General features: G+C 58.5%; 22 protein-coding genes. 11 read left to right on the forward strand and 11 right to left on the reverse strand.

The annotated features are described in order from the left end of the window. Positions 1 to 2: 2 nt before the first annotated feature. The 4 genes from BSF40_RS13180 to colR form a co-directional block, all read right to left on the reverse strand. Entirely contained in the window at positions 3 to 716 is a 714-nt protein-coding gene (locus tag BSF40_RS13180; protein WP_095965454.1) for a lipopolysaccharide kinase InaA family protein, read from the reverse strand. 4 nt (positions 717 to 720) lie between these two features. Next, the gene (locus BSF40_RS13185; protein ID WP_095965455.1) at positions 721 to 1389 is read right to left on the reverse strand and encodes a class I SAM-dependent methyltransferase; all 669 of its coding nucleotides are present in this window, start codon (positions 1387 to 1389) and stop codon (positions 721 to 723) included. 153 nt (positions 1390 to 1542) lie between these two features. Beyond that, the gene (locus tag BSF40_RS13190; protein ID WP_015096673.1) at positions 1543 to 2817 is read right to left on the reverse strand and encodes a HAMP domain-containing sensor histidine kinase; all 1275 of its coding nucleotides are present in this window, start codon (positions 2815 to 2817) and stop codon (positions 1543 to 1545) included. After that, positions 2807 to 3490, reverse strand: coding sequence for a two-component system response regulator ColR (gene colR / locus BSF40_RS13195; RefSeq protein WP_007985839.1), 684 nt, complete (start codon positions 3488 to 3490; stop codon positions 2807 to 2809). Before colR ends, BSF40_RS13190 begins: the two co-directional genes overlap by 11 nt. A 217-nt stretch (positions 3491 to 3707) precedes the next feature. On the opposite strand from colR, the gene BSF40_RS13200 reads away from it, so the two are divergent. Then, the gene (locus BSF40_RS13200) at positions 3708 to 4451 is read left to right on the forward strand and encodes a phosphatase PAP2 family protein (protein WP_095965456.1); all 744 of its coding nucleotides are present in this window, start codon (positions 3708 to 3710) and stop codon (positions 4449 to 4451) included. A gap of 193 nt (positions 4452 to 4644) precedes the next feature. Here the strand turns inward: BSF40_RS13200 and groL are convergent, their stop codons facing one another. The 4 genes from groL to BSF40_RS13220 all read right to left on the reverse strand — a co-directional run bounded on the left by groL (position 4645) and on the right by BSF40_RS13220 (position 8157). Then, on the reverse strand, positions 4645 to 6291 hold the full coding sequence (groL, locus tag BSF40_RS13205) for a chaperonin GroEL (protein WP_015096675.1): 1647 nt from the start codon (positions 6289 to 6291) through the stop codon (positions 4645 to 4647). Positions 6292 to 6340: 49 nt separating this feature from the next. Then, complete coding sequence (locus BSF40_RS13210) at positions 6341 to 6634, reverse strand: co-chaperone GroES (RefSeq protein WP_007978564.1); 294 nt, start codon at positions 6632 to 6634, stop codon at positions 6341 to 6343. A gap of 248 nt (positions 6635 to 6882) precedes the next feature. Continuing rightward, positions 6883 to 7359: an FxsA family protein gene (locus BSF40_RS13215; RefSeq protein ID WP_015096676.1), complete on the reverse strand. Its 477-nt coding sequence runs from the start codon at positions 7357 to 7359 to the stop codon at positions 6883 to 6885. A gap of 66 nt (positions 7360 to 7425) precedes the next feature. Next, positions 7426 to 8157 (reverse strand): HugZ family protein, encoded by a 732-nt coding sequence (locus tag BSF40_RS13220; protein ID WP_095965457.1) that lies wholly within the window; start codon positions 8155 to 8157, stop codon positions 7426 to 7428. A gap of 166 nt (positions 8158 to 8323) precedes the next feature. Between BSF40_RS13220 and BSF40_RS13225 the strand changes: the two genes are divergently transcribed. Further along, a complete protein-coding gene (locus BSF40_RS13225) occupies positions 8324 to 9082 on the forward strand; it encodes an SDR family oxidoreductase (protein ID WP_095965458.1) in 759 nt (252 codons plus the stop codon). Positions 9083 to 9207: 125 nt separating this feature from the next. On the opposite strand, the gene apbC is transcribed toward BSF40_RS13225, so the two are convergent. Continuing rightward, the gene (gene apbC / locus BSF40_RS13230) at positions 9208 to 10302 is read right to left on the reverse strand and encodes an iron-sulfur cluster carrier protein ApbC (protein WP_015096679.1); all 1095 of its coding nucleotides are present in this window, start codon (positions 10300 to 10302) and stop codon (positions 9208 to 9210) included. Positions 10303 to 10524: 222 nt separating this feature from the next. Between apbC and metG the strand changes: the two genes are divergently transcribed. From metG to BSF40_RS13270, 8 genes are all read left to right on the forward strand, one after another. Further along, positions 10525 to 12576 (forward strand): methionine--tRNA ligase, encoded by a 2052-nt coding sequence (gene metG, locus BSF40_RS13235; RefSeq protein ID WP_095965459.1) that lies wholly within the window; start codon positions 10525 to 10527, stop codon positions 12574 to 12576. Between the two features lie 229 nt (positions 12577 to 12805). Next, positions 12806 to 13375, forward strand: coding sequence for an electron transport complex protein RnfA (locus tag BSF40_RS13240; RefSeq protein WP_095965460.1), 570 nt, complete (start codon positions 12806 to 12808; stop codon positions 13373 to 13375). After that, the gene (rsxB, locus tag BSF40_RS13245) at positions 13372 to 14385 is read left to right on the forward strand and encodes an electron transport complex subunit RsxB (protein WP_095965461.1); all 1014 of its coding nucleotides are present in this window, start codon (positions 13372 to 13374) and stop codon (positions 14383 to 14385) included. The genes BSF40_RS13240 and rsxB overlap by 4 nt, the downstream gene beginning before the upstream one ends. Then, positions 14372 to 15358 (forward strand): RnfABCDGE type electron transport complex subunit D, encoded by a 987-nt coding sequence (locus BSF40_RS13250; RefSeq protein ID WP_095965462.1) that lies wholly within the window; start codon positions 14372 to 14374, stop codon positions 15356 to 15358. Before rsxB ends, BSF40_RS13250 begins: the two co-directional genes overlap by 14 nt. Beyond that, complete coding sequence (locus BSF40_RS13255; RefSeq protein ID WP_095965463.1) at positions 15355 to 15966, forward strand: RnfABCDGE type electron transport complex subunit G; 612 nt, start codon at positions 15355 to 15357, stop codon at positions 15964 to 15966. Before BSF40_RS13250 ends, BSF40_RS13255 begins: the two co-directional genes overlap by 4 nt. Next, a complete protein-coding gene (locus BSF40_RS13260; RefSeq protein WP_095965464.1) occupies positions 15959 to 16543 on the forward strand; it encodes an Rnf-Nqr domain containing protein in 585 nt (194 codons plus the stop codon). The genes BSF40_RS13255 and BSF40_RS13260 overlap by 8 nt, the downstream gene beginning before the upstream one ends. A gap of 25 nt (positions 16544 to 16568) precedes the next feature. Beyond that, positions 16569 to 17207 (forward strand): endonuclease III, encoded by a 639-nt coding sequence (gene nth, locus BSF40_RS13265; RefSeq protein WP_007972326.1) that lies wholly within the window; start codon positions 16569 to 16571, stop codon positions 17205 to 17207. A 106-nt stretch (positions 17208 to 17313) separates the two neighbouring features. After that, positions 17314 to 17493, forward strand: a complete 180-nt coding sequence (locus tag BSF40_RS13270; protein ID WP_007972325.1) for a PA3496 family putative envelope integrity protein — start codon at positions 17314 to 17316, stop codon at positions 17491 to 17493. Positions 17494 to 17574: 81 nt separating this feature from the next. Here BSF40_RS13270 and BSF40_RS13275 read toward each other — a convergent pair whose 3' ends face one another. After that, entirely contained in the window at positions 17575 to 18201 is a 627-nt protein-coding gene (locus BSF40_RS13275; protein WP_007972324.1) for a response regulator transcription factor, read from the reverse strand. A gap of 473 nt (positions 18202 to 18674) precedes the next feature. On the opposite strand from BSF40_RS13275, the gene BSF40_RS13280 reads away from it, so the two are divergent. Further along, positions 18675 to 19385 (forward strand): hypothetical protein, encoded by a 711-nt coding sequence (locus tag BSF40_RS13280; RefSeq protein ID WP_095965465.1) that lies wholly within the window; start codon positions 18675 to 18677, stop codon positions 19383 to 19385. A 149-nt stretch (positions 19386 to 19534) separates the two neighbouring features. On the opposite strand, the gene BSF40_RS13285 is transcribed toward BSF40_RS13280, so the two are convergent. Then, positions 19535 to 20752, reverse strand: a complete 1218-nt coding sequence (locus BSF40_RS13285) for an argininosuccinate synthase (RefSeq protein WP_007972320.1) — start codon at positions 20750 to 20752, stop codon at positions 19535 to 19537. Positions 20753 to 20772 lie beyond the last annotated feature (20 nt).

Consider the following 20772-nt stretch of genomic DNA (forward strand, 5'->3'; position numbering starts at 1 on the left):
CGCTATAAACCCTTGATAGCGCTGCCAAACGCCGTCTCATAAAAATAGACGAGCTTTTTCCAGTCTGCGTCGCTGAACGACGAGTGGCGACGCAATTGCTTCAAGTCATGGACAGCTGCGCGATGGGCCGTCAAACGCTGTCGGCATTTCTCCAGATCGATCAGGGCCACTTCGACCTTGGCCGTCTCGCCCTCACCGGTCACGCGAACGAATACGTGCTTGTCGTAAAGGCAACCGTGCTGCCAGCGGCCCTTGTGCATGCGAGCCAGGTTTTCAGCCAGGTCCTTGAGCACTCGTTCGTGTATGGCTTCACCATGACGTTCGCGACCGCCACCGGCGTACCAGCGATCGATTTCCTCGAAGCCGTCCAGCGACTTGGTGACCAGCAAGGCACGCCACTTGTGCACAGGATCGCGCTGTGCCCCACAGAAAACGATTTCCGGAACCCGTACGCCAAGCGCGGTCACACCGGTGAGCGCGGCATGCTCGCGCATGACCGTAGGCCGCCCGAAAGGGTGCTGCAAGCTACGATGGATATGCCCGGTCTGGCGCTTGACGTAGAGCAGTTGACCATCACTGCCCATCAGGCGTTGAACGCCGCTTTCCCCGCCGCGACGGACGTTGGGCTCTTCTACCCATTCACCGCGCTGATTCCAGAAGTAATCGAAGCGGTCCTGGGGAACGACTTCCGTTTCTGCTGCACACTGCACTGCCATCCTGTTACCTCTTGCGTAATACGTAAACTCGCCACATGGCATAGAGCGGCAAAAAGTCCAGTTGTTCCTGGATTCGGAAACCCGCCTGCTCAAACTCCGTCTCTACAGTAGCGGCCGGTAACACAAACCGGTTTTGGTAACCTTCCTGCCCACGGGTTTTCTCCGAACGCTTGCGTTTCCAGGCCTTGAAGTTGCCATCGACCCACAGCGAAAGGATCACGCTGTCGCGGGAAACCCGCTCGAATTCACGCAAAATAGCCATGCGATGCCCGGCTTCACCGATGTGGTGGAGCAAGCGCATGCAAAAAATGCTGTCGACGGCGTTGTCCGGCAAGGCGATGTCGAATGCAGACGTGTGCAAGGGTTGTACCCGCTTCACCACATCGGCCGGTTGCGCCTGGGTTGCGACCTTCAGCATGGACTTCGAGTTATCGGCACCGATGATCACACGGTTGGATTTTTCCGCCAACAAGGGCCAGAAACGCCCTGCACCACAAGGTAAATCGAGGACCAGACCAGGCTCGCCAACCAAGGCCAGCGCCTTGCGCGCCAGTTGTTCGTCACGCCAGTGAGACAATCGACGGCCGAGACCTTCCTGGTGTTTGCGCAAATAGCGTTGCGCGTGTTGATCGTCGTACTTTTCTGAAAAATCGAGCTTGATCGGGCCGTCCATCATCAGGGCTCCTGAACTTCTGATGCAACTACCTTAGATTTTGTGGTGTCGGTGACTGGTCATCCATTTGTGAAAATATCGTTATGGGAAACCCGGAATTATTACAAGGCTTTACTGAACTGATAGGGTTTTCTGGACGACGGACTCAACAGATCAAGTTCGGGAGAGCTCCACCTGAAAACGGCAGCCACTGGGCTCCATCGTAGTCAGGCTGACGCTCCAGCCCTGGTTTTCACAGATCCGCTGCACCAGTGAAAGCCCCAGGCCCAAGCCTTCCCCGCGTTTTTCAGTGCCCCGAACGAAGGGTTCGAACATCGCCTCGCGCTTTTCCTCGGGAATGCCCACTCCGCTGTCTTCGACCAGAAATCCCGTGCCCGTCAGGCTCAGGCGAATGAAGCCCCGTTCGGTGTAATGCAAGGCGTTGCGCAGCAAGTTACCCATCACCGCGTGCAGGAGCGTCGCGTTGTAACTCCTGGCCTCAGGGCTGCCCGGTTCGAAGATCAGCTTCAACCCTTTGCTTTCAATGGGTCCGCGCCACAGACCGACCAGGCCCTCGGCCACCTGGCCCAGTGGCTGTTGCGGCGACATGCCGGCGTCTTCGCGCTGGGCACGGGCCAGCATCAGGAAGGTTTGCACCAGCTCACGCATTTCTTCACAGGCCCGGGCGATGCGCTCGACCTGGGCGCGGCCACGCTGATCGAGACCGGGGTTTTCCAGCAACAACTCGCAGGAACTGGCCAATATCATCAGGGGCGTACGCAATTCGTGGCTGACGTCGCTGGTAAACAAGCGCTCACGGGTCAGGGCCTGACGCAAGCGCCCGAGGGTAGCGTCGAAGGCCACGGCCAATTCGCCCACTTCGTCGGCGGCATAGTCCGGGGCCAAAGGTGGGGCCAGGCCGAGCAGTTGATCGCGATGGCGTACCTGCCGGGCCAGCCGCACCACCGGTGCCATGACCTTGCGTGCCAGGACCCAGCCGAGAAACACCGCCAGCGCCAGGCTCAGCACGAAACCCACCAGCACCACGGCAAACAGCACCCGCTCGCGCTCTTCGAAGTCGCTCTGGTCCTGCAACAGCACGTAACGTCGGCCGTCGACGATTTCGACCATGGCGTGGTACGACAGGTTTTCACGGAAGACTTCGTGAAAACCCGGCTCCAGATGGCGCAAATCCTTGGGCAACCTGAAATCGCCTGGCCCGTTGCTGAAGTAGAACAATTGGTCCGGCTCGGGGCGATGCCTCCAGTCCGTGACATTGTCCATCAGCAACAGGCGCTGCAAATCACCGCCCAGGCCTGCCGAAATCAGTTTTTCCTCCACCAGGTGCACCGTCGCGACGATGCCCATGGCAAAGGCACCCGCCACCAGTGCGCTCATCAGCGCAAAGGCAATGATGATTCGTTGGGAAAGGCTCTGCTTAAACTCCATCACGCCCCTCGGCCAGGCGATACCCCACGCCGTGAACGGTTTGCAGCAACGGCTTGGCGAACGGTTTGTCGATCACCTGGCGCAGTTGGTGGACATGACTGCGCAGGCTGTCGCTGTCCGGACAGTCGTCCCCCCACAGCGCCTCTTCAAGAATTTCACGACGCAACACATGCGGGCTTTTCTGCATCAACACGGCCAGCAATTTCAGGCCGACCGGGTTGAGTTTCAGCAATCGGCCTTCACGGGTGACTTCCAGGGTGTCGAGGTCATAGCTCAGGTCGCCGACCTGCAGAGTCCGCCGCCCGCCGCCCTGGGTCCGGCGCATGACCGCTTCGATACGCGCCGCCAGTTCAGACAGGGCAAACGGCTTGATCAGGTAATCATCGGCGCCAGACTTGAAGCCTTGCAAACGGTCGTCCAGTTGATCGCGGGCCGTGAGCATGATCACCGGCGTTTCGCGCCGGGCATCTTCGCGCAGGCGCTTGCACAAGGTATAGCCATCGATGCCGGGCAACATGATATCGAGCACGATCAAGTCGTAATGCTCGGTGGCCGCCAGATGCAGGCCAGACAGACCATCCTGCGCGCAATCCACGGTATAGCCTTTGAGTCCCAGGTAATCGGCCAGGTTGGCCAGGATATCGCGGTTGTCTTCAACCAATAGAATTCGCATGGGCATCTCTCCGTCCACAGTAACGACCGTCATGGCCCGCGCAGCTTAAGGCCAAGTGTGGCTCAGGGCTAGGACTGCATGCTGCTGTAACCGTTGAAATCAAACGTTTGCGGCATTGACGACTTTTTCACTATCGACTCACACGTTGACGACATAATCGAGTTCAAACTCTGCGCGGCTGCGCCTTTCAGAACACTTTACCGACCAAGGAACTCGCATGGTTTCGACCCTAGCCCGCCCCGCTCCTCGTCCGCTCAATTTCTGGGTGTGCCTTGGAGTCCCTGCCGTTGCCGCGATCATTCTGGTGTTGCTCGAATTGACCAGTCTGGACATGGACCTGGCCAGGCTGTTTTACGACCCGGTCGCCGGGGAATTCATCGGACGCCACAGTTACTTCCTCGAGGACATCCTGCACGATCGCGCCAAGCAAATAGTCATCGCCTTCTCGGTGTTTGCCATCCTCGGCTTCATCGCCTCGTTCTTCATGGCCAGGCTCAAACCGCTCAAGCGCGAGCTGGGTTGCCTGGTGCTCTCGCTGGGGCTGGCGACGTCGTTTGTTACGCCAATGAAAGCAGTGACGGCGGTGCAATGCCCATGGAGCCTGGAGCAGTTCGGCGGCCATGAGACGTACAGCGAACTGTTGAGCCCTCGCCCGCATACCGATAAGCCTGGACGTTGCTGGCCCGGTGGCCATGCTGCGACCGGTTTCACCCTGTTTGCGTTGTTCTTCGTGCTGCGTGACCGCCGCCCGCGCATGGCCCGTGCGGCATTTGTCTTCGCATTTGCCCTGGGTTCGGTGTTTTCCATCGGCCGGATGATGCAGGGGGCGCACTTCTTCTCGCACAACCTGTGGACGGCGGTGTTCTGCTGGCTGATTTGCCTGGGGTCGTATTACTGGATTCTTTATCGGCCTGCTTCCCGAGCCGACGCTGTTGCCAAAGTACAACCGGTGAGTGCCTGAAACACAGATCAAAAATGTGGGAGCGGGCTTGCTCGCGAAAGCGGTTCAACATTCAACAAACATGTTGTCTGACACATCGCTTTCGCGAGCAAGCCCGCTCCCACACTAGACCGAGGCGCCTTTCAAATTCCCGGCAATAAAAAACCCCGCCTGCTTTCGCAGGCGGGGTTTTTCGTACAGGGGTAAGGCTGGCTTACATCATGCCGCCCATGCCGCCCATACCGCCCATGTCTGGCATACCGCCGCCAGCACCGCCGTCTTTCTTCGGTGCTTCAGCAACAGCGGCTTCGGTGGTCAGGATCAGACCGCCGATCGACGATGCAGCTTGCAGAGCGGAACGGGTTACCTTGGTTGGGTCCAGGATACCCATTTCGATCATGTCGCCGTATTCGCCAGTCGCAGCGTTGTAACCGAAGTTACCTTTGCCGTTCTTGACTTCGTTGACCACAACGCTTGGCTCGTCACCGCTGTTGGCAGCGATCTGACGCAGCGGTGCTTCAATGGCACGACGCAGTACAGCGATACCTACGTCCTGGTCAGCGTTGTCGCCTTTCAGGTTCAGGATAGCTTCCAGGGCACGGATCAGGGCCACGCCACCGCCAGGTACCACGCCTTCTTCAACGGCTGCACGGGTAGCGTGCAGGGCGTCTTCAACGCGGGCTTTCTTCTCTTTCATTTCAACTTCGGAACCAGCGCCAACCTTGATCACTGCAACGCCGCCGGACAGCTTGGCCAGACGCTCTTGCAGCTTTTCACGGTCGTAGTCCGAGGAAGTCTCGGCAACCTGGGCACGGATCTGAGTGATGCGTGCTTCGATGTCGCCGTGTACGCCAGCACCGTCAACGATGATGGTGTTTTCCTTGGACAGGGTCACGCGCTTGGCGCTGCCCAGGTTTTCCAGGGTTGCGCTTTCCAGGCTCAGGCCGATCTCTTCGGAGATCACGGTACCGCCGGTCAGAACGGCGATGTCCTGCAGCATGGCCTTGCGACGGTCACCGAAGCCTGGAGCCTTGACGGCTGCGACTTTGACGATGCCACGCATGTTGTTCACAACCAGAGTCGCCAGGGCTTCGCCTTCAACGTCTTCGGCCACGATCAGCAGTGGACGGCCGGCTTTGGCAACGGCTTCCAGCACTGGCAGCATTTCGCGGATGTTCGAGATTTTCTTGTCGACCAGCAGGATCAGCGGGCCGTCCAGCTCAGCGACCATGGTCTCTGGCTTGTTGACGAAGTACGGGGACAGGTAGCCACGGTCGAACTGCATGCCTTCAACAACCGACAGTTCGTTTTCCAGGCCCGAGCCTTCTTCAACGGTGATCACGCCTTCTTTACCGACTTTTTCCATGGCTTCGGCAATGATGTCGCCGATGGAGTTGTCGGAGTTGGCGGAGATGGTGCCTACCTGAGCGATAGCCTTGGTGTCAGCGCATGGCTTGGACAGGGCTTTGAGCTCTTTGACGATCGCGATGGTCGCTTTGTCGATACCGCGCTTCAGATCCATCGGGTTCATGCCGGCAGCGACGGCTTTCAGGCCTTCGTTGACGATCGACTGAGCCAGAACGGTAGCGGTGGTGGTGCCGTCGCCTGCGTCATCGTTGGCACGGGAGGCAACGTCTTTGACCAGCTGCGCGCCCATGTTTTCGAAACGGTCTTCCAGTTCGATTTCTTTGGCTACGGAAACGCCGTCCTTGGTGATGGTCGGAGCGCCGAAGCTCTTCTCGATGATCACGTTACGGCCTTTCGGGCCCAGGGTCGCTTTTACTGCGTCAGCCAGGACGTTGACACCGGTGAGCATTTTCTTGCGGGCGGAATCGCCGAATTTAACTTCTTTAGCAGCCATGATCGATATTCCTTAAATACTTTGAAGTAGCGGGAAAATGAGCGGGTAATCAGCCTTCGATAACAGCGAGGATTTCGTTCTCGCTCATTACCAGCAGGTCTTCGCCGTCGACTTTCACAGTGTTGCTGCCGGAGTAAGGACCGAACACAACCTTGTCGCCCACTTTCACGGACAGTGCACGCACTTCACCGCTTTCCAGTACGCGGCCGGTGCCTACAGCGAGGATTTCGCCGCTGTTGGCTTTTTCAGCAGCCGAACCTGGCAGGACGATACCGCCAGCGGTTTTCTTTTCTTCTTCGCTGCGACGGATGACGACGCGGTCATGCAGAGGACGAAGCTTCATTGTCGATCTCTCCTAATTGTGGTTTTCATCGGCCGGTGTAGTCCCGGCGGGTTTAACAAAGGCCGGCGGTGCCGGTTGCGGTTCGTCTAGCGAACCGCGGAAGTCTGTCTGGCGTGTTCGCCAGAAACCTTGCGGTGACCGTTACATAAGGGCGCATAAGCTTATTACAAGGGCGGGTAGCGAAAATTTTTCAGGTCGATGCCCCGCAAACGAACACGGCACCCGAAGGTGCCGTGTCGATGTGCGTATTACTTGGTATCGCGGTGTTCGAACTCGCCTTCGATCACATTCGGTTCACGCCCCAAAGGCTCGCGGGGGGCTGGGCCGCCGCGTGCCTGCAGGTCGTCGGCGAACGCTCGCTGGCGCATGGCCTGCTCTTCGGCGCGCTGGCGCATCTTGCCCGCCAGCAGGCGGCGACTGAACGGCAGCAGCAGGAACAGGCCGATCACATCGCTGATGAAACCCGGAAGAATCAGCAGGCCACCGGCCAACGCCAGCATCAGGCCTTCGAGCATGGTCTGGGCCGGCAACTCGCCGCGGTTCAGGCTTTCACGGGCACGCAGGGCCGTGGCCAGGCCGGCGATGCGCAACACGAACACACCGAACATCGAGCCGAGAATGATCAGCAGCAGGGCCGGGAAAAACCCGATGGACCCTGCCACCTTGACGAATACGAACAGCTCCAACACCGGGAACAGCAGAAAGAGCAACAAAAAAGGGCGCATCAAATGGTTCCTCAACGCAAGAATGCCTTGCCAGTTCACCTTAGATGACGTCGCCGTTTCGTGAATTCAAGCGTCGGCCACTTCATTTTTCGGCCAATGTTCAGCGTGAGCCAGAGAAACCAAGGCTTCGCGGACTTGTGTCGGCGTATTACAAGGCGCTTGAAACGGCAACCAGTACAGGCTCTGGCCGATACGCAGGTGCATGCCTTCGGTATCGATACCGGCCATTTGCGCCGGCACGTTGTTCGGCAGCCCGGCAAGCTCGACGTAATGGGCGATGGCCTTGGCGTGATCCGCGTTCATGTGCTCGACCATGCTCACTTCGGCCTTGCCGGCGAACGGGTTGGCCAGGGTCAGGTCGTTGACCCAATGAATCGCGCCAAAACCGCCGATGTAACGGTGGCGCACCGGCTTGAGCACCCAGAAATCGAAATCGTGGGCCTTGTGATAACCCTGCGACTCCGGGAAGTAGCGGTAGTAACGCTCGGAAGCGGCTTCGATGGCGGCTTCGTCTTCGAGTTGCTGCGCTTGCGCCAGATAGGTCAGGCGACCAACGGCCTGGACATCTTCAGCCCCACGCTCACCCACGAACAGCGAGCATTTCGGATCTTTCTGCAGATTATGGGTGTGCTGGGCGATGCGGCTGATCAGGATCAGCGGCCGGCCCTGCTCGTCCAGGCAGTACGGAACCACGGAGCCGAACGGAAAACCGGGCATTGACTTGGAGTGCGTCGAGAGCACTCCACGGTATTCCTTGAGGAGCAATTCTCGTGCATGCTTAGCCGCTTCAACGCTCAATTTATGACTCCTTATATAGAATCCGTCATAAAAACGGACAAGCTGCTGGTGAAAGTCCCAGCATGCCATCGGGGGCAGTTCTCATGTGTAGCCGGGCCACGTCAGGCGCAGATCGAGAGGCTCTCTACAAGGAAACCACTCAGACCTGCTACCGGGGGACATGCGAATGCAACTCACTGACAAAGTAATCATTATCACTGGCGGTTGCCAGGGTTTAGGTCGTTCCATGGCCGAGTATTTCGCCGGCAAGGGCGCGAAACTCGCCCTGGTCGACCTCAACCAGGAAAAACTCGACGCTGCCGTCGCGGCCTGCAAGGCCAAGGATGTCGAAGCCCGAGCTTACCTGTGCAACGTCGCCAACGAAGAGCAAGTGACCCACATGGTCGCCCAGGTCGCCGAAGATTTCGGCGCGATCCACGGCCTGATCAACAATGCCGGGATCCTGCGTGACGGCCTGTTGCTCAAGGTCAAGGATGGCGAAATGACCAAGATGAGCCTGGCCCAGTGGCAGGCGGTCATCGACGTAAACCTGACCGGCGTGTTCCTGTGCACCCGTGAAGTCGCGGCGAAAATGGTCGAGCTGAACAACAGCGGCGCGATCATCAATATCTCGTCGATTTCCCGTGCCGGCAATATCGGCCAGACCAACTACTCGGCGGCCAAGGCCGGTGTCGCTGCGGCGACCGTGACCTGGGCCAAGGAACTGGCGCGCTACGGCATTCGCGTGGCCGGCATTGCACCGGGCTTCATCGAAACCGAGATGACCCTGGGCATGAAGCCTGAAGCGCTGGAAAAAATGACCGCCGGCATTCCGCTCAAGCGCATGGGCAAACCTGAGGAAATCGCCCATTCGGCGGCTTACATCTTCGAGAACGACTATTACACCGGTCGGATTCTGGAGATGGATGGCGGGTTGCGGATCTAAAGGCACCACAAAACAAATGTGGGAGCGGGCTTGCTCGCGAAGGCGTTAGATCAGTCAACCATTTGTTGAAGACACACCGCATTCGCGAGCAAGTCCGCTCCCACTCGGGAAAGCATTTCAGATCATCAATCGTCGCTGATGCTGATATTCGGCATCGCCGGCGTCAAAGCTTCCTGCAATACGATCCGCGCGCCGACATGACGCGCCAGCTCCTGGTAAACCATGGCGATCTGGCTGTCAGGCTCGGCGATCACCGTCGGCTTGCCGCCATCGGCCTGTTCGCGGATGACCATCGACAGCGGCAACGAGGCCAGCAACTCGACGCCATACTGGTTGGCCAGCTTCACGCCACCGCCCTCACCGAACAGATGCTCGGCATGTCCACAGTTGGAGCAGATGTGCACGGCCATGTTTTCCACCACGCCCAGCACCGGAATGTTGACCTTGCGGAACATCTCCACGCCCTTGCGCGCGTCCAGCAAGGCCAGGTCCTGCGGAGTGGTCACGATGACTGCACCGGCCACCGGCACTTTCTGCGCCAGGGTCAGCTGGATGTCACCGGTACCCGGCGGCATGTCGATGACCAGGTAATCCAGGTCGCCCCACGCAGTTTGGGTCACCAGTTGCAGCAAGGCGCCGGAGACCATCGGACCGCGCCAGACCATCGGTGTGTTGTCATCAGTGAGGAAGGCCATGGACATCACTTCGACGCCATGGGACTTGAGCGGAACGAACCATTTCTGATCCTTGACCTCAGGACGGGTGCGCTCCGGGATACCAAACATGATGCCCTGGCTCGGACCGTAGATGTCCGCATCGAGAATCCCGACCTTGGCGCCTTCGCGGGCCAGGGCCAGGGCCAGGTTGGCCGCGGTGGTGGATTTGCCCACGCCACCCTTGCCGGACGCCACGGCCACCACGTTCTTGACGTTGGCCAGCCCCGGGATCTGCGCCTGGGCCTTGTGCGCGGCAATCACGCTGGTGATATCGACTTTGGCACTCGACACGCCATCCAGACCTTGAATGGCCATTTCCAGCATCTGCGCCCAGCCGCTCTTGAACAGACCGGCGGCGTAACCCAATTCGAGCTGGACGCTGACGCGGTCACCCTGGATGTCGATGTTGCGCACGCACCCGGCGCTGACCGGGTCCTGGTTCAGGTAAGGGTCGGTGTATTGGCGAAGGACGGCTTCCACCGCTGCGCGATTGACGGCGCTCATGGGCAACTCCGAAAACGGGACTGGAAAAGATGATGGGTATCGTACCTCAAAAGATCGCAGCCTTCGGCAGCTCCTACAAGAGCCCCCTGCAGGCGCTGCCGAAGGCTGCGATCTTTTGATCTTTCCCCTGTTACTCATCCAATGAAACAGGCTCACAGGGTGAAAAATATGCGCCGGCGCTTTATAGTGGCCGACCTCCGTTTCATCAAGTAGCCGAGCCCCATGTCCGAGCCACGCAAGATCCTCGTCACCAGCGCCCTGCCCTATGCCAATGGTTCGATCCATCTTGGCCACATGCTGGAATACATCCAGACCGATATGTGGGTGCGCTTCCAGAAGCACCGCGGCAATCAATGCATCTATGTCTGCGCCGACGACGCCCACGGTTCGGCGATCATGCTGCGCGCGGAAAAGGAAGGCATCACCCCGGAACAACTGATCGCCAACGTCCAGGCTGAACACAGCGCCGACTTTGCCGAGTTCCTGGTCGACTTCGACAATTTCCACTCCACTCACGCCGAAGAAAACCGTGAGCTGTCGAGCCAGATCTACCTGAAACTGCGTGACGCCGGGCACATCGCCACGCGCTCGATCACCCAGTATTTCGACCCGGAAAAGAAAATGTTCCTGGCCGACCGCTTCATCAAGGGCACCTGCCCGAAATGCGGCACCGAAGACCAGTACGGCGACAACTGCGAAAAATGCGGCGCGACCTACGCGCCAACCGACCTGAAGGATCCGAAGTCGGCGATCTCCGGCGCCACCCCGGTGCTCAAGGACTCCCAGCACTTCTTCTTCAAGCTGCCGGACTTCCAGGCCATGCTGCAAACCTGGACCCGCAGCGGCACCCTGCAGGATGCCGTGGCCAACAAGATCGCCGAATGGCTGGATGCCGGCCTGCAACAGTGGGACATCTCCCGCGATGCGCCGTACTTCGGTTTCGAGATCCCCGACGAGCCGGGCAAGTACTTCTACGTATGGCTGGATGCGCCGATCGGCTACATGGCCAGCTTCAAGAACCTGTGCAACCGCACGCCGGAACTGGACTTCGACGCGTTCTGGGGCAAGGACTCCACCGCCGAGCTGTACCACTTCATCGGCAAGGACATCGTCAACTTCCACGCCCTGTTCTGGCCAGCCATGCTCGAAGGCGCCGGCTACCGCAAGCCGACCGGGATCAACGTGCACGGCTACCTGACCGTCAACGGCCAGAAGATGTCCAAGTCCCGTGGCACCTTCATCAAGGCCCGCACCTACCTGGACCACCTGTCGCCGGAATACCTGCGCTATTACTACGCGTCCAAGCTCGGCCGTGGCGTCGACGACCTCGACCTGAACCTCGAGGACTTCGTGCAGAAGGTCAACTCCGACCTGGTGGGCAAGGTCGTCAACATCGCCAGCCGTTGTGCCGGATTCATTCACAAAGGCAATGCCGGCGTGATGGTCGACACCAACGCCGCGCCTGAGCTGACCGAAGCATTCCTGGCCGCCGCGCCAGGCATTGCCGATGCCTACGAAGCCCGCGACTTCGCCCGCGCCATGCGCGAGATCATGGGCCTGGCCGACCGCGCCAACGCCTGGATCGCCGACAAGGCTCCGTGGTCGCTGAACAAGCAGGAAGGCAAGCAGGATGAAGTCCAGGCGATCTGCGCCACCGGCGTCAACCTGTTCCGCCAGTTGGTGATCTTCCTCAAGCCTGTGCTACCGCTGCTGGCCGCCGACGCCGAGGCGTTCCTCAACGTCGCACCGCTGACCTGGAACGATCACGCGACCTTGCTCGCCAACCATCAGTTGAACGAGTTCAAGCCGCTGATGACCCGCATCGACCCGGTCAAGGTACAAGCCATGACCGACGCCTCGAAAGAAGACCTGACCGCCAGCCAGACCGACACCGGCGAAGCCGCACCTGCCGGCAATGGCGAACTGGCCAAGGATCCTCTGTCGCCGGAAATCGAGTTCGACACCTTCGCGGCAGTCGATTTGCGCGTCGCGCTGATCGTCAAGGCCGAACACGTGGAAGGCGCCGACAAGCTGTTGCGCCTGACCCTCGATATCGGTGACGAGCAACGTAACGTGTTCTCCGGGATCAAGAGTGCCTACCCGGATCCGTCCAAACTCGATGGCCGCCTGACCATGATGATCGCCAACCTCAAGCCACGGAAAATGAAGTTCGGCATCTCCGAAGGCATGGTGATGGCAGCCGGTCCTGGCGGTGAAGAGATCTACCTGCTCAGCCCTGACAGCGGCGCCAAGCCGGGTCAGCGCATCAAGTAAGATCCGCGGCAAATCGATCCCACAGTCGTGCCTGGCGCGACTGTGGGATTTTCATGTCTGGCCCACCCTCCCGCCTTGCCGGATAATGCCTACGCTTTTTAGAGCGTCTCCTGTAGGAGCGAGCTCGCTCGCGATGGTCGTTAACGATTACGCGTGTCCATAGATTGAACGCAGCGCTCTTGAGTCCATCGCGAGCAAGCTCGCTCCTACAAAACTGCCGGCACGAACAATGACCGAAATTCTGCTTACGCTTATCAGTGCAGCCCTGATCAACAACCTCGTGTTGCACTGGCCGCTGGGCGTCGATCCGCTGTTGGCCGGCCAGCGCCGTCAGGTCCATGCCTTGGGCATTGCGACGACGTGCCTGATGCTGATCGTGGGCATGCTCGGCTACGCGCTCTATCACTGGCTGCTGATGCCGCTGCAATTGACGGCGCTGCGTCTGTTTGTGTTTCTGCCATTGAGCGTATTGCTGATCGGCCCGTTGCTGAAGCTGCTGGCGCGGGTGTTTTCGACACTGTCGTTCGAAGGCCTCTGGCCGTTGCTGTTGGGCAATGCCGGCGTACTCGGCGTGGCCTTGCTCAATGTTCAGGAGGACAAAGGCTTGTTTCACGCCACAGCCTTGAGCCTGGGTGCCGGGTTGGGTTTCTGGCTGGTGTTGAGCCTGTTCACTGATTTGCGTGAACGCACGGCCGACAACGATGTGCCCCTGCCCTTTCGTGGCCTGCCGATCGACCTGATCGGTGCCGGCCTGATCGCAGTGGTTTTTCTCGGATTCAGCGGATTGATCAAAACATGAGTCTGATTCAAAGCATCGACGCACTCTTGCCGCAAACCCAATGCGGTAAATGCGGCCACCCCGGGTGCAAACCGTACGCCGAAGGCATTGCCAGTGGCGAGCCGATCAACAAGTGCCCACCCGGCGGCAACGAAACCATCGCGGCCCTGGCCGAGTTACTGAAGGTACCGGTGCTGGAACTGGACATCACTCGCGGTTCGGCACCTGCGCAGATTGCCTATATCCGCGAAGCCGAGTGTATCGGTTGCACCAAGTGCATTCAGGCCTGCCCGGTCGATGCCATCGTTGGGGCGGCCAAACTGATGCACACGGTGATCATTGATGAATGCACCGGTTGCGACCTCTGCGTAGCACCGTGCCCGGTGGACTGCATCGAAATGCGTCCGCTGCCGCTGGACACGGTATTGCCGGTTGTCGGGGGGCTGGCCCTCACACCGCAAGCGCAGCAGGCCCGAGCCCTCAAGCGCGATCACGCGCGGCGCCGCTTTGAACAGCGCAATGCGCGCTTGCAGCGCGAAGAGCAGCAGAAAATCGCCGAACGCCAGGCCCGGCAACGTGCCACGCAACCTAGCGAAGCGGCAGTCGACCCGGTACAGGCTGCCCTCGAGCGAGTCCGCGCACAGAAAGCCGCCACTGCCGATGCCGCGCTGAAAAAGGCGAAGATCGATGTGGCGATGAGTCGGGCACAGCTGCATAAATCGTTGAAAGCCTTCGGACACCCACCGACCTTCGAACAGCAATCGCAGTTGATCGTCCTGCAGCAGCAGTTCGAAGACGCCGAACAAAACCTGGTGCAACTGGAAAGCGCCGCGCCACCAGCCCCTGAGCCGACAGTCGCAACGGTGTCGTCAAATGATGCCGATCTGAAACGGGCCAAGATCCAGTTGGCCATGCGCCGTGCCGAACTCAAGAAGGCTCAGGCCAACGAAGCACCGGCGGAGCAAATCGAAGCCCTGGAGCGCGCACTCGGCGAAGCCGAACGCCAGGTGAACGCCCATGCCAGCCCTTGAAACCGTTGATGAGCGCCTGCAGCAGGCCATGAAGCTGGTGCTGCTGGCCGTGCTGCCGGGAGTGCTCGCCGCGTTCTGGCTATACGGCTGGGGCGTGTTGATCAACCTGGTTCTGGCGGCCGCTGCTGCGCTGGCCGTTGAAGCTGCCGTCGTGCAATGGCGCAAGCAACCGCTGAGGCCAACCCTGAGTGACGGTAGCGCGCTGGTCAGTGCCACCTTGCTGGCTCTGGCGCTGCCGCCTTACTGCCCATGGTGGCTGCCCCTTAGTGCTACAGCCTTTGCGATGATCTTTGGCAAGCACCTGTATGGCGGCGTCGGCTCAAATCCCTTCAACCCGGCGATGCTCGGGTTTGCTTTGGTGCTGGTGGCCTTTCCCCAACCCATGACCCATTGGCCATCGCCCCATGGCATGGACCTGTTGAGTGGCTTGCAGCAAGTGTTCGGTGTCCGCCAGGCACCGGATGCGTGGGTGCAGGCCACGGCACTGGACAGCCTGCGGGTCAACAAAAGCCTGACCATGGATGAACTGTTTGCCGGCAATCCGGCATTCGGCCACTACGGTGGACGCGGTGTGGAGTGGGTCAACCTGGCGTTTCTGGCGGGCGGAATGTTTCTCCTGCAACGAAGGGTGATCAGCTGGCATGCACCGGTCGGCATGCTGGCCAGCCTGTTCGTCATCAGCCTGTTGTGCTGGAACGGGTCGGGTTCCGACTCCCATGGCTCGCCGCTGTTCCACCTGCTGACCGGTGCAACCATGCTCGGGGCGTTCTTTATCATCACCGAACCGGTATCCGGCGCCAGAAGCCCTGGAGCAAAACTGCTGTTCGGTGTCGGCGTCGGGCTCCTGACCTATCTGATTCGTACCTGGGGCGGCTATCCGGACGGCATCGCCTTTGCAGTGTTGATGATGAACCTGTGTGTGCCGGCGCTGGAGCGGTTCGTGGCGGCCAGACAACAGCCGGAGGTGTCATGAGCCGGGCATCAAGCATCACGCTTCTGGTGTTTTTGGCCGCACTGGGCATGGGCGTGACGTACTTCGTGCAACTCGGCAGCGCGCCGCGCATTGCAGCCGAACAGCGTCTGCTCGACAGCCGGAATCTGCTGGACCTGCTACCGTCAGACAGCTACGACAATCAACCACTCGACCACCCCATCAGGATCGAAACAACCACCCTGGCAAACAGCACCTTGCTGGGTGGCTATCTGGCGACCCGGGGCGACCAACCCGTCGCCGTGTTGCTGCGCAGTCAAACCCTCGGCTACACCGGTGCCATTGAGCTACTGATCGCTGTCGATGCCAATGGCAGGTTGCTGGGTGTCAAAACCCTCAAACAGTCGGAAACACCTGGGCTGGGGGCACGGATCGCCGACTGGCCCAATGGCTGGCTGCAGATTTTTTCCGGAAAATCCCGAACAGAGCCCGGTGACAGCGGTTGGGCGCTGAAAAAGGATCAGGGGCAGTTCGATCAGATCGCAGGCGCGACCATCACCTCAAGAGCAGTGATCAATGCCGTGCACGATGCCTTGCGCTACTTTGATGAACACCGGCAACAACTGCTCGGGAACCCTGCCCATGGATAACTCATCGGCTCTGCGCAACGCCCTGATGCTGACGCCGCTGACCGGTGCCACCCACTCGCTGATGGCCGCACTTGGCCTGTGCCTGATGTTCATGGTGGTGACCTGGTTGTTCAGCCCGGCCATGGGCGCCCTGCGATCCCGACTGGTCCCGGCTGCCCGCTTGCCGGCCAGCGTTCTGTTGGCCGCCACGCTCACCAGTTGCGCGGAGCTCACGGCACAAGTCTGGTCGCTGCAATGGCAGCAGCATCTGGGGTTTTATGGCGCCATGATCGCCTTGCAGTGCGTCGTACTGGAACACACCGGGTTCTTTCAGAACAGCTGGCGCCAGCGCCTGCGACTCAGTGGCTTGTTTGTCACGTTGATGATCGCTATGGGCCTGTTGCGCGAACTCATCGGCAGAGCAACCCTTGGAAACCGACTATCGTGGCTGTCCGGTGCAACGCAAACTGACTGGCAAGGCTGGGTGCTGGTGGCCGATGGTGGTCTGCGCCTGGCCACATTGGTCCCTGGCGGGTTCATTCTGCTCGGACTGCTGATCGCCGCCTGGCAGGCCTGGCGCCCCAACCCCACACATTGATTGCCTACGAGGAAACGCACTGCCCATGAATGCCGCAAAACGTCTGGAAATTTTCCGCAGACTGCACGAAGACAACCCGGAACCCAAGACCGAACTGGCCTATTCCTCACCGTTCGAATTGCTGATTGCCGTGATTCTCTCGGCGCAGTCGACCGACGTCGGCGTCAACAAGGCCACCGCCAAACTGTTCCCGGTCGCCAATACCCCGGCAGCGATCCATGCCCTGGGTGTCGAGGGACTGTCGGAGTACATCAAGACCATCGGCCTGTACAACAGCAAAGCGAAAAACGTGATCGAAACCTGCCGCTTGCTGGTCGAGCGCCATGCCGGCGAAGTGCCGCAAACCCGCGAAGAGCTGGAAGCCCTGCCCGGCGTCGGCCGCAAAACCGCCAATGTGGTACTCAATACGGCATTCCGTCAGCTGACCATGGCTGTCGACACGCATATATTCAGGGTCAGTAACCGCACCGGCATCGCGCCCGGCAAGAATGTGGTGGAAGTCGAGAAAAAACTGATGAAATTCGTGCCCAGGGAGTACCTGCTCGACTCCCATCACTGGCTGATCCTTCACGGCCGCTATGTCTGCCTCGCCCGCAAGCCCCGATGCGGAAGCTGCCGGATCGAGGACTTGTGCGAATACAAGCACAAAACCTCCGACGATTGAGGCGCTATTGGGATTATTGAATTATCGATTGAAAAAATCTTTTTTACCCGCCGGGAGATTGTCGATATAAGGAGCGCCAAAGGCCTTCTTAGCCTGGAGCAATTAAATGAGTACTGGCAAAGAGCAATTGGACGTAGAAGACGACTTCACCACCGCCGAAACCGATGACGCCGAGCCGGTGGTTGAAGTAGCGAAAACTAATCTGAGCAAACGCCGCACCATCGACAATCTGCTGGAGGAGCGCCGACTGCAAAAGCAATTGGCCGACTACGATTTTGACTTATGACACCTGAAAGCCTCCCGAAACGGAGGCTTTTTTTTTGAGTGCCATACTTCAACAAACGCCCCTTGTCGCAAAGATACGCCATCACACCAGACCGTTGCGTTGTGCCAGCTCGATCAAATCGACCAAGGACCTTGCATTGAGCTTGAGCAACAGGCGGGTCTTGTAGGTACTGACTGTTTTATTACTGAGAAACATCCCATCGGCAATTTCCTTATTGGTCTTCCCTCTGGCCAACTGCTGCAGGACCATCATTTCCCGCCCCGACAACCGATCAACCATGTCGGCCTCACTGGCGTTCCCCAAACTGCAACGCACGGTATGCAAGGCTTGATTGGGAAAGTAACTGTAGCCTGACAATACGGCCTTTATTGCACTGAGCAACTCCGTCAGATCTTGTTGTTTGCAGACATAACCGGCCGCACCGGATTGCATGCAACGCATGGAAAAATGCCCCGGCGCCTGGGAAGTCAGGATCAGCACTTTCATCGGCATTGAGGTCGAAGACAAACGCGCGATGACTTCCAATCCGTCCAGCTTCGGAATCCCGATATCCAGAATGACAATATCCGGCGTAAGTTCACGAGCTAGTTGCAGTGCATCCACACCATTATCGGTTTCTGCAATAACTTCGTAGCCATGACGTTCCATTAGCATACGTACCGCAAGACGAATGACGGGGTGATCATCCACGATCAGCACTTTATTCATGGGCAAGTCCAATTTTCGCTGTTCGAATTTTTAGAGCCCGCACAATAGCCTAGTCGTTTCACCCATGGCATGTCGCCCCTTCCAACCACCCACACCAAGAGACATACCCTACAAACAACACGGATTTCTCCTACAAAAATCCCTCGAGCGGAATGAATTGAAAACTGTATCAGCGTCATGGTGGCGCAGTTTTCAGCAATCGGCCCTATCGATTTACAACCAGAATTTTCCAGAAGCCAGCGTGAACAACCTGGCCCTGACAAACACAAATATTTACTTCTGCGCCAGAACGCAACTTATATTTTCGTACTCAACACTCACACCAGAAATATCACACACCAGACATCCAATTACTCTTACAGCGAATTATATTTTTTGAGTAATCATTAAAGCACCACCAGCAACCATCAAAAAATCCAAAACAGCCACATCAAACAGACTTCAAAAAAACACTCAAAAAATGGGAATTCAACATGAGTACAGAACATGGCAGAAAGATAATCACCAACCCAATGACAATCATTGCGATATTCGCAACTCTCTCTGAAACTTCGGCCGCCGTATCTCTCCCCTTCCTTGACGAAGAGGAAAGAGAACTCTATGTCTGGTTTCTGATCAGCTTTCCGTTTTATTTACTTTTGCTTTTTTTTGCGACACTCAACTTCAACTACCGGTCACTGTATGCGCCTTCCGACTTTGAAAAGGGAAAACATTTCATGAAGGCGATGGAAGATGCCGGGCGGTCGGAAAAAAAAGCGTCCGGGAAGTCGTCCGCGAATCCCGCTATGGAAACGCCAACCAATGGCCAGCAGCCAGCTCGGTCGCCTTGCGGTGCACAGGACCCGCCAACGGAAATTGGTCTGCACAGCACCGTCTTCGCTCAGCATCAACTTCAGTTACCGGAATTTGTAAAAGACCTGTGCATCGTTGATACACGCGGCATGAACAAGGAGGTCGAATTTGAAACGCTGCTGGAAAAAATCCAGAAGCCACGGGGAAAGATGGCGTACGTGATTGTGTTTGTCACCAGTGCCATTTCAGAGACTTTACTGAAGGCCAGTGCGCTCAAACATTCCAGACAGACCAGGAAACACTGCTCTGCCTTTTACATTGCCTACGATCCCGTCTCGCAAAGGTTGACGGTCATTGATCAAGCCGGACAACCGGCAAACAACAATGCGTAGAGCAGGACAGACCATCGGAAGGAGAAAGACAGGAAACCGTCAGTGGCTACGAATACACCCGACAACGCAGTACCTGGCATCCCCCCCCATATTCAGGTACCTGACCTCGTCGAGGACGAGGTCAGGTATCCATCACGAGTTCAAAGGTCTCAGAACAGCTTCCGGCCTTTGTTCGCCGCAATGCGCATGCGCAGGGCGTTGAGCTTGATGAAGCCCGCAGCATCCGCCTGGTTGTACGCGCCGCCATCTTCTTCGAAAGTAGCGATGTTGGCATCGAACAGCGAGTCATCGGACTTGCGGCCAGTGACGATCACATTGCCCTTGTACAGTTTCAGGCGCACAACGCCGTTCACATTGACCTGGGACGCATCGATCATCTGTTGCAGCATCAGACGCTCAGGGCTCCACCAGTAGCCGGTGTAGATCAGGCTGGCGTACTTGGGCATCAACTCGTCTTTGAGGTGAGCCACTTCGCGGTCCAGGGTGATCGATTCGATCGCACGGTGGGCACGCAGCATGATGGTGCCGCCAGGGGTTTCATAGCAGCCACGGGACTTCATGCCCACATAGCGGTTCTCGACGATATCGAGACGGCCGATACCGTGCTCGCCACCGATACGGTTCAGGGTCGCCAGCACGGTGGCCGGGGTCATTTCGACGCCGTCCAGCGCGACGATGTCGCCGTTGCGGTAGGTCAGCTCCAGGTACTGCGGCTTGTCTGGAGCGTTTTCCGGGGAAACGGTCCAGCGCCACATGTCTTCTTCGTGCTCGGTCCAGGTGTCTTCCAGCACGCCGCCTTCATAGGAGATGTGCAGCAGGTTGGCATCCATGGAGTACGGGGATTTCTTCTTGCCGTGACGCTCGATCGGGATCGCGTGCTTCGCGGCGTAGTCCATCAGCTTTTCACGGGACAGCAGGTCCCATTCGCGCCAGGGAGCAATCACTTTCACGCCAGGTTTCAAGGCGTACGCGCCCAATTCGAAACGAACCTGGTCGTTGCCCTTGCCGGTGGCGCCATGGGAAATGGCGTCAGCGCCGGTTTCGTTGGCGATTTCGATCAGGCGCTTGGCGATCAGCGGACGAGCGATGGAAGTACCCAGCAGGTACTCGCCTTCGTAAACGGTGTTGGCGCGGAACATCGGGAAAACGAAATCGCGCACGAACTCTTCGCGCAAGTCGTCGATGTAGATCTCTTTGACGCCCATGGCCTGAGCCTTGGCGCGTGCAGGTTCGACCTCTTCGCCCTGACCCAGGTCAGCGGTGAAGGTCACCACTTCACAGTTATAAGTATCCTGCAGCCACTTGAGGATCACCGAAGTGTCCAGGCCGCCGGAATACGCCAGAACGACCTTGTTTACGTCCGCCATGCCATCACTCCACGGGGTTC

It is taken from the genome of Pseudomonas sp. ACN5, from assembly GCF_002303975.1.
GTDB lineage: Bacteria > Pseudomonadota > Gammaproteobacteria > Pseudomonadales > Pseudomonadaceae > Aquipseudomonas > Aquipseudomonas laurylsulfatiphila.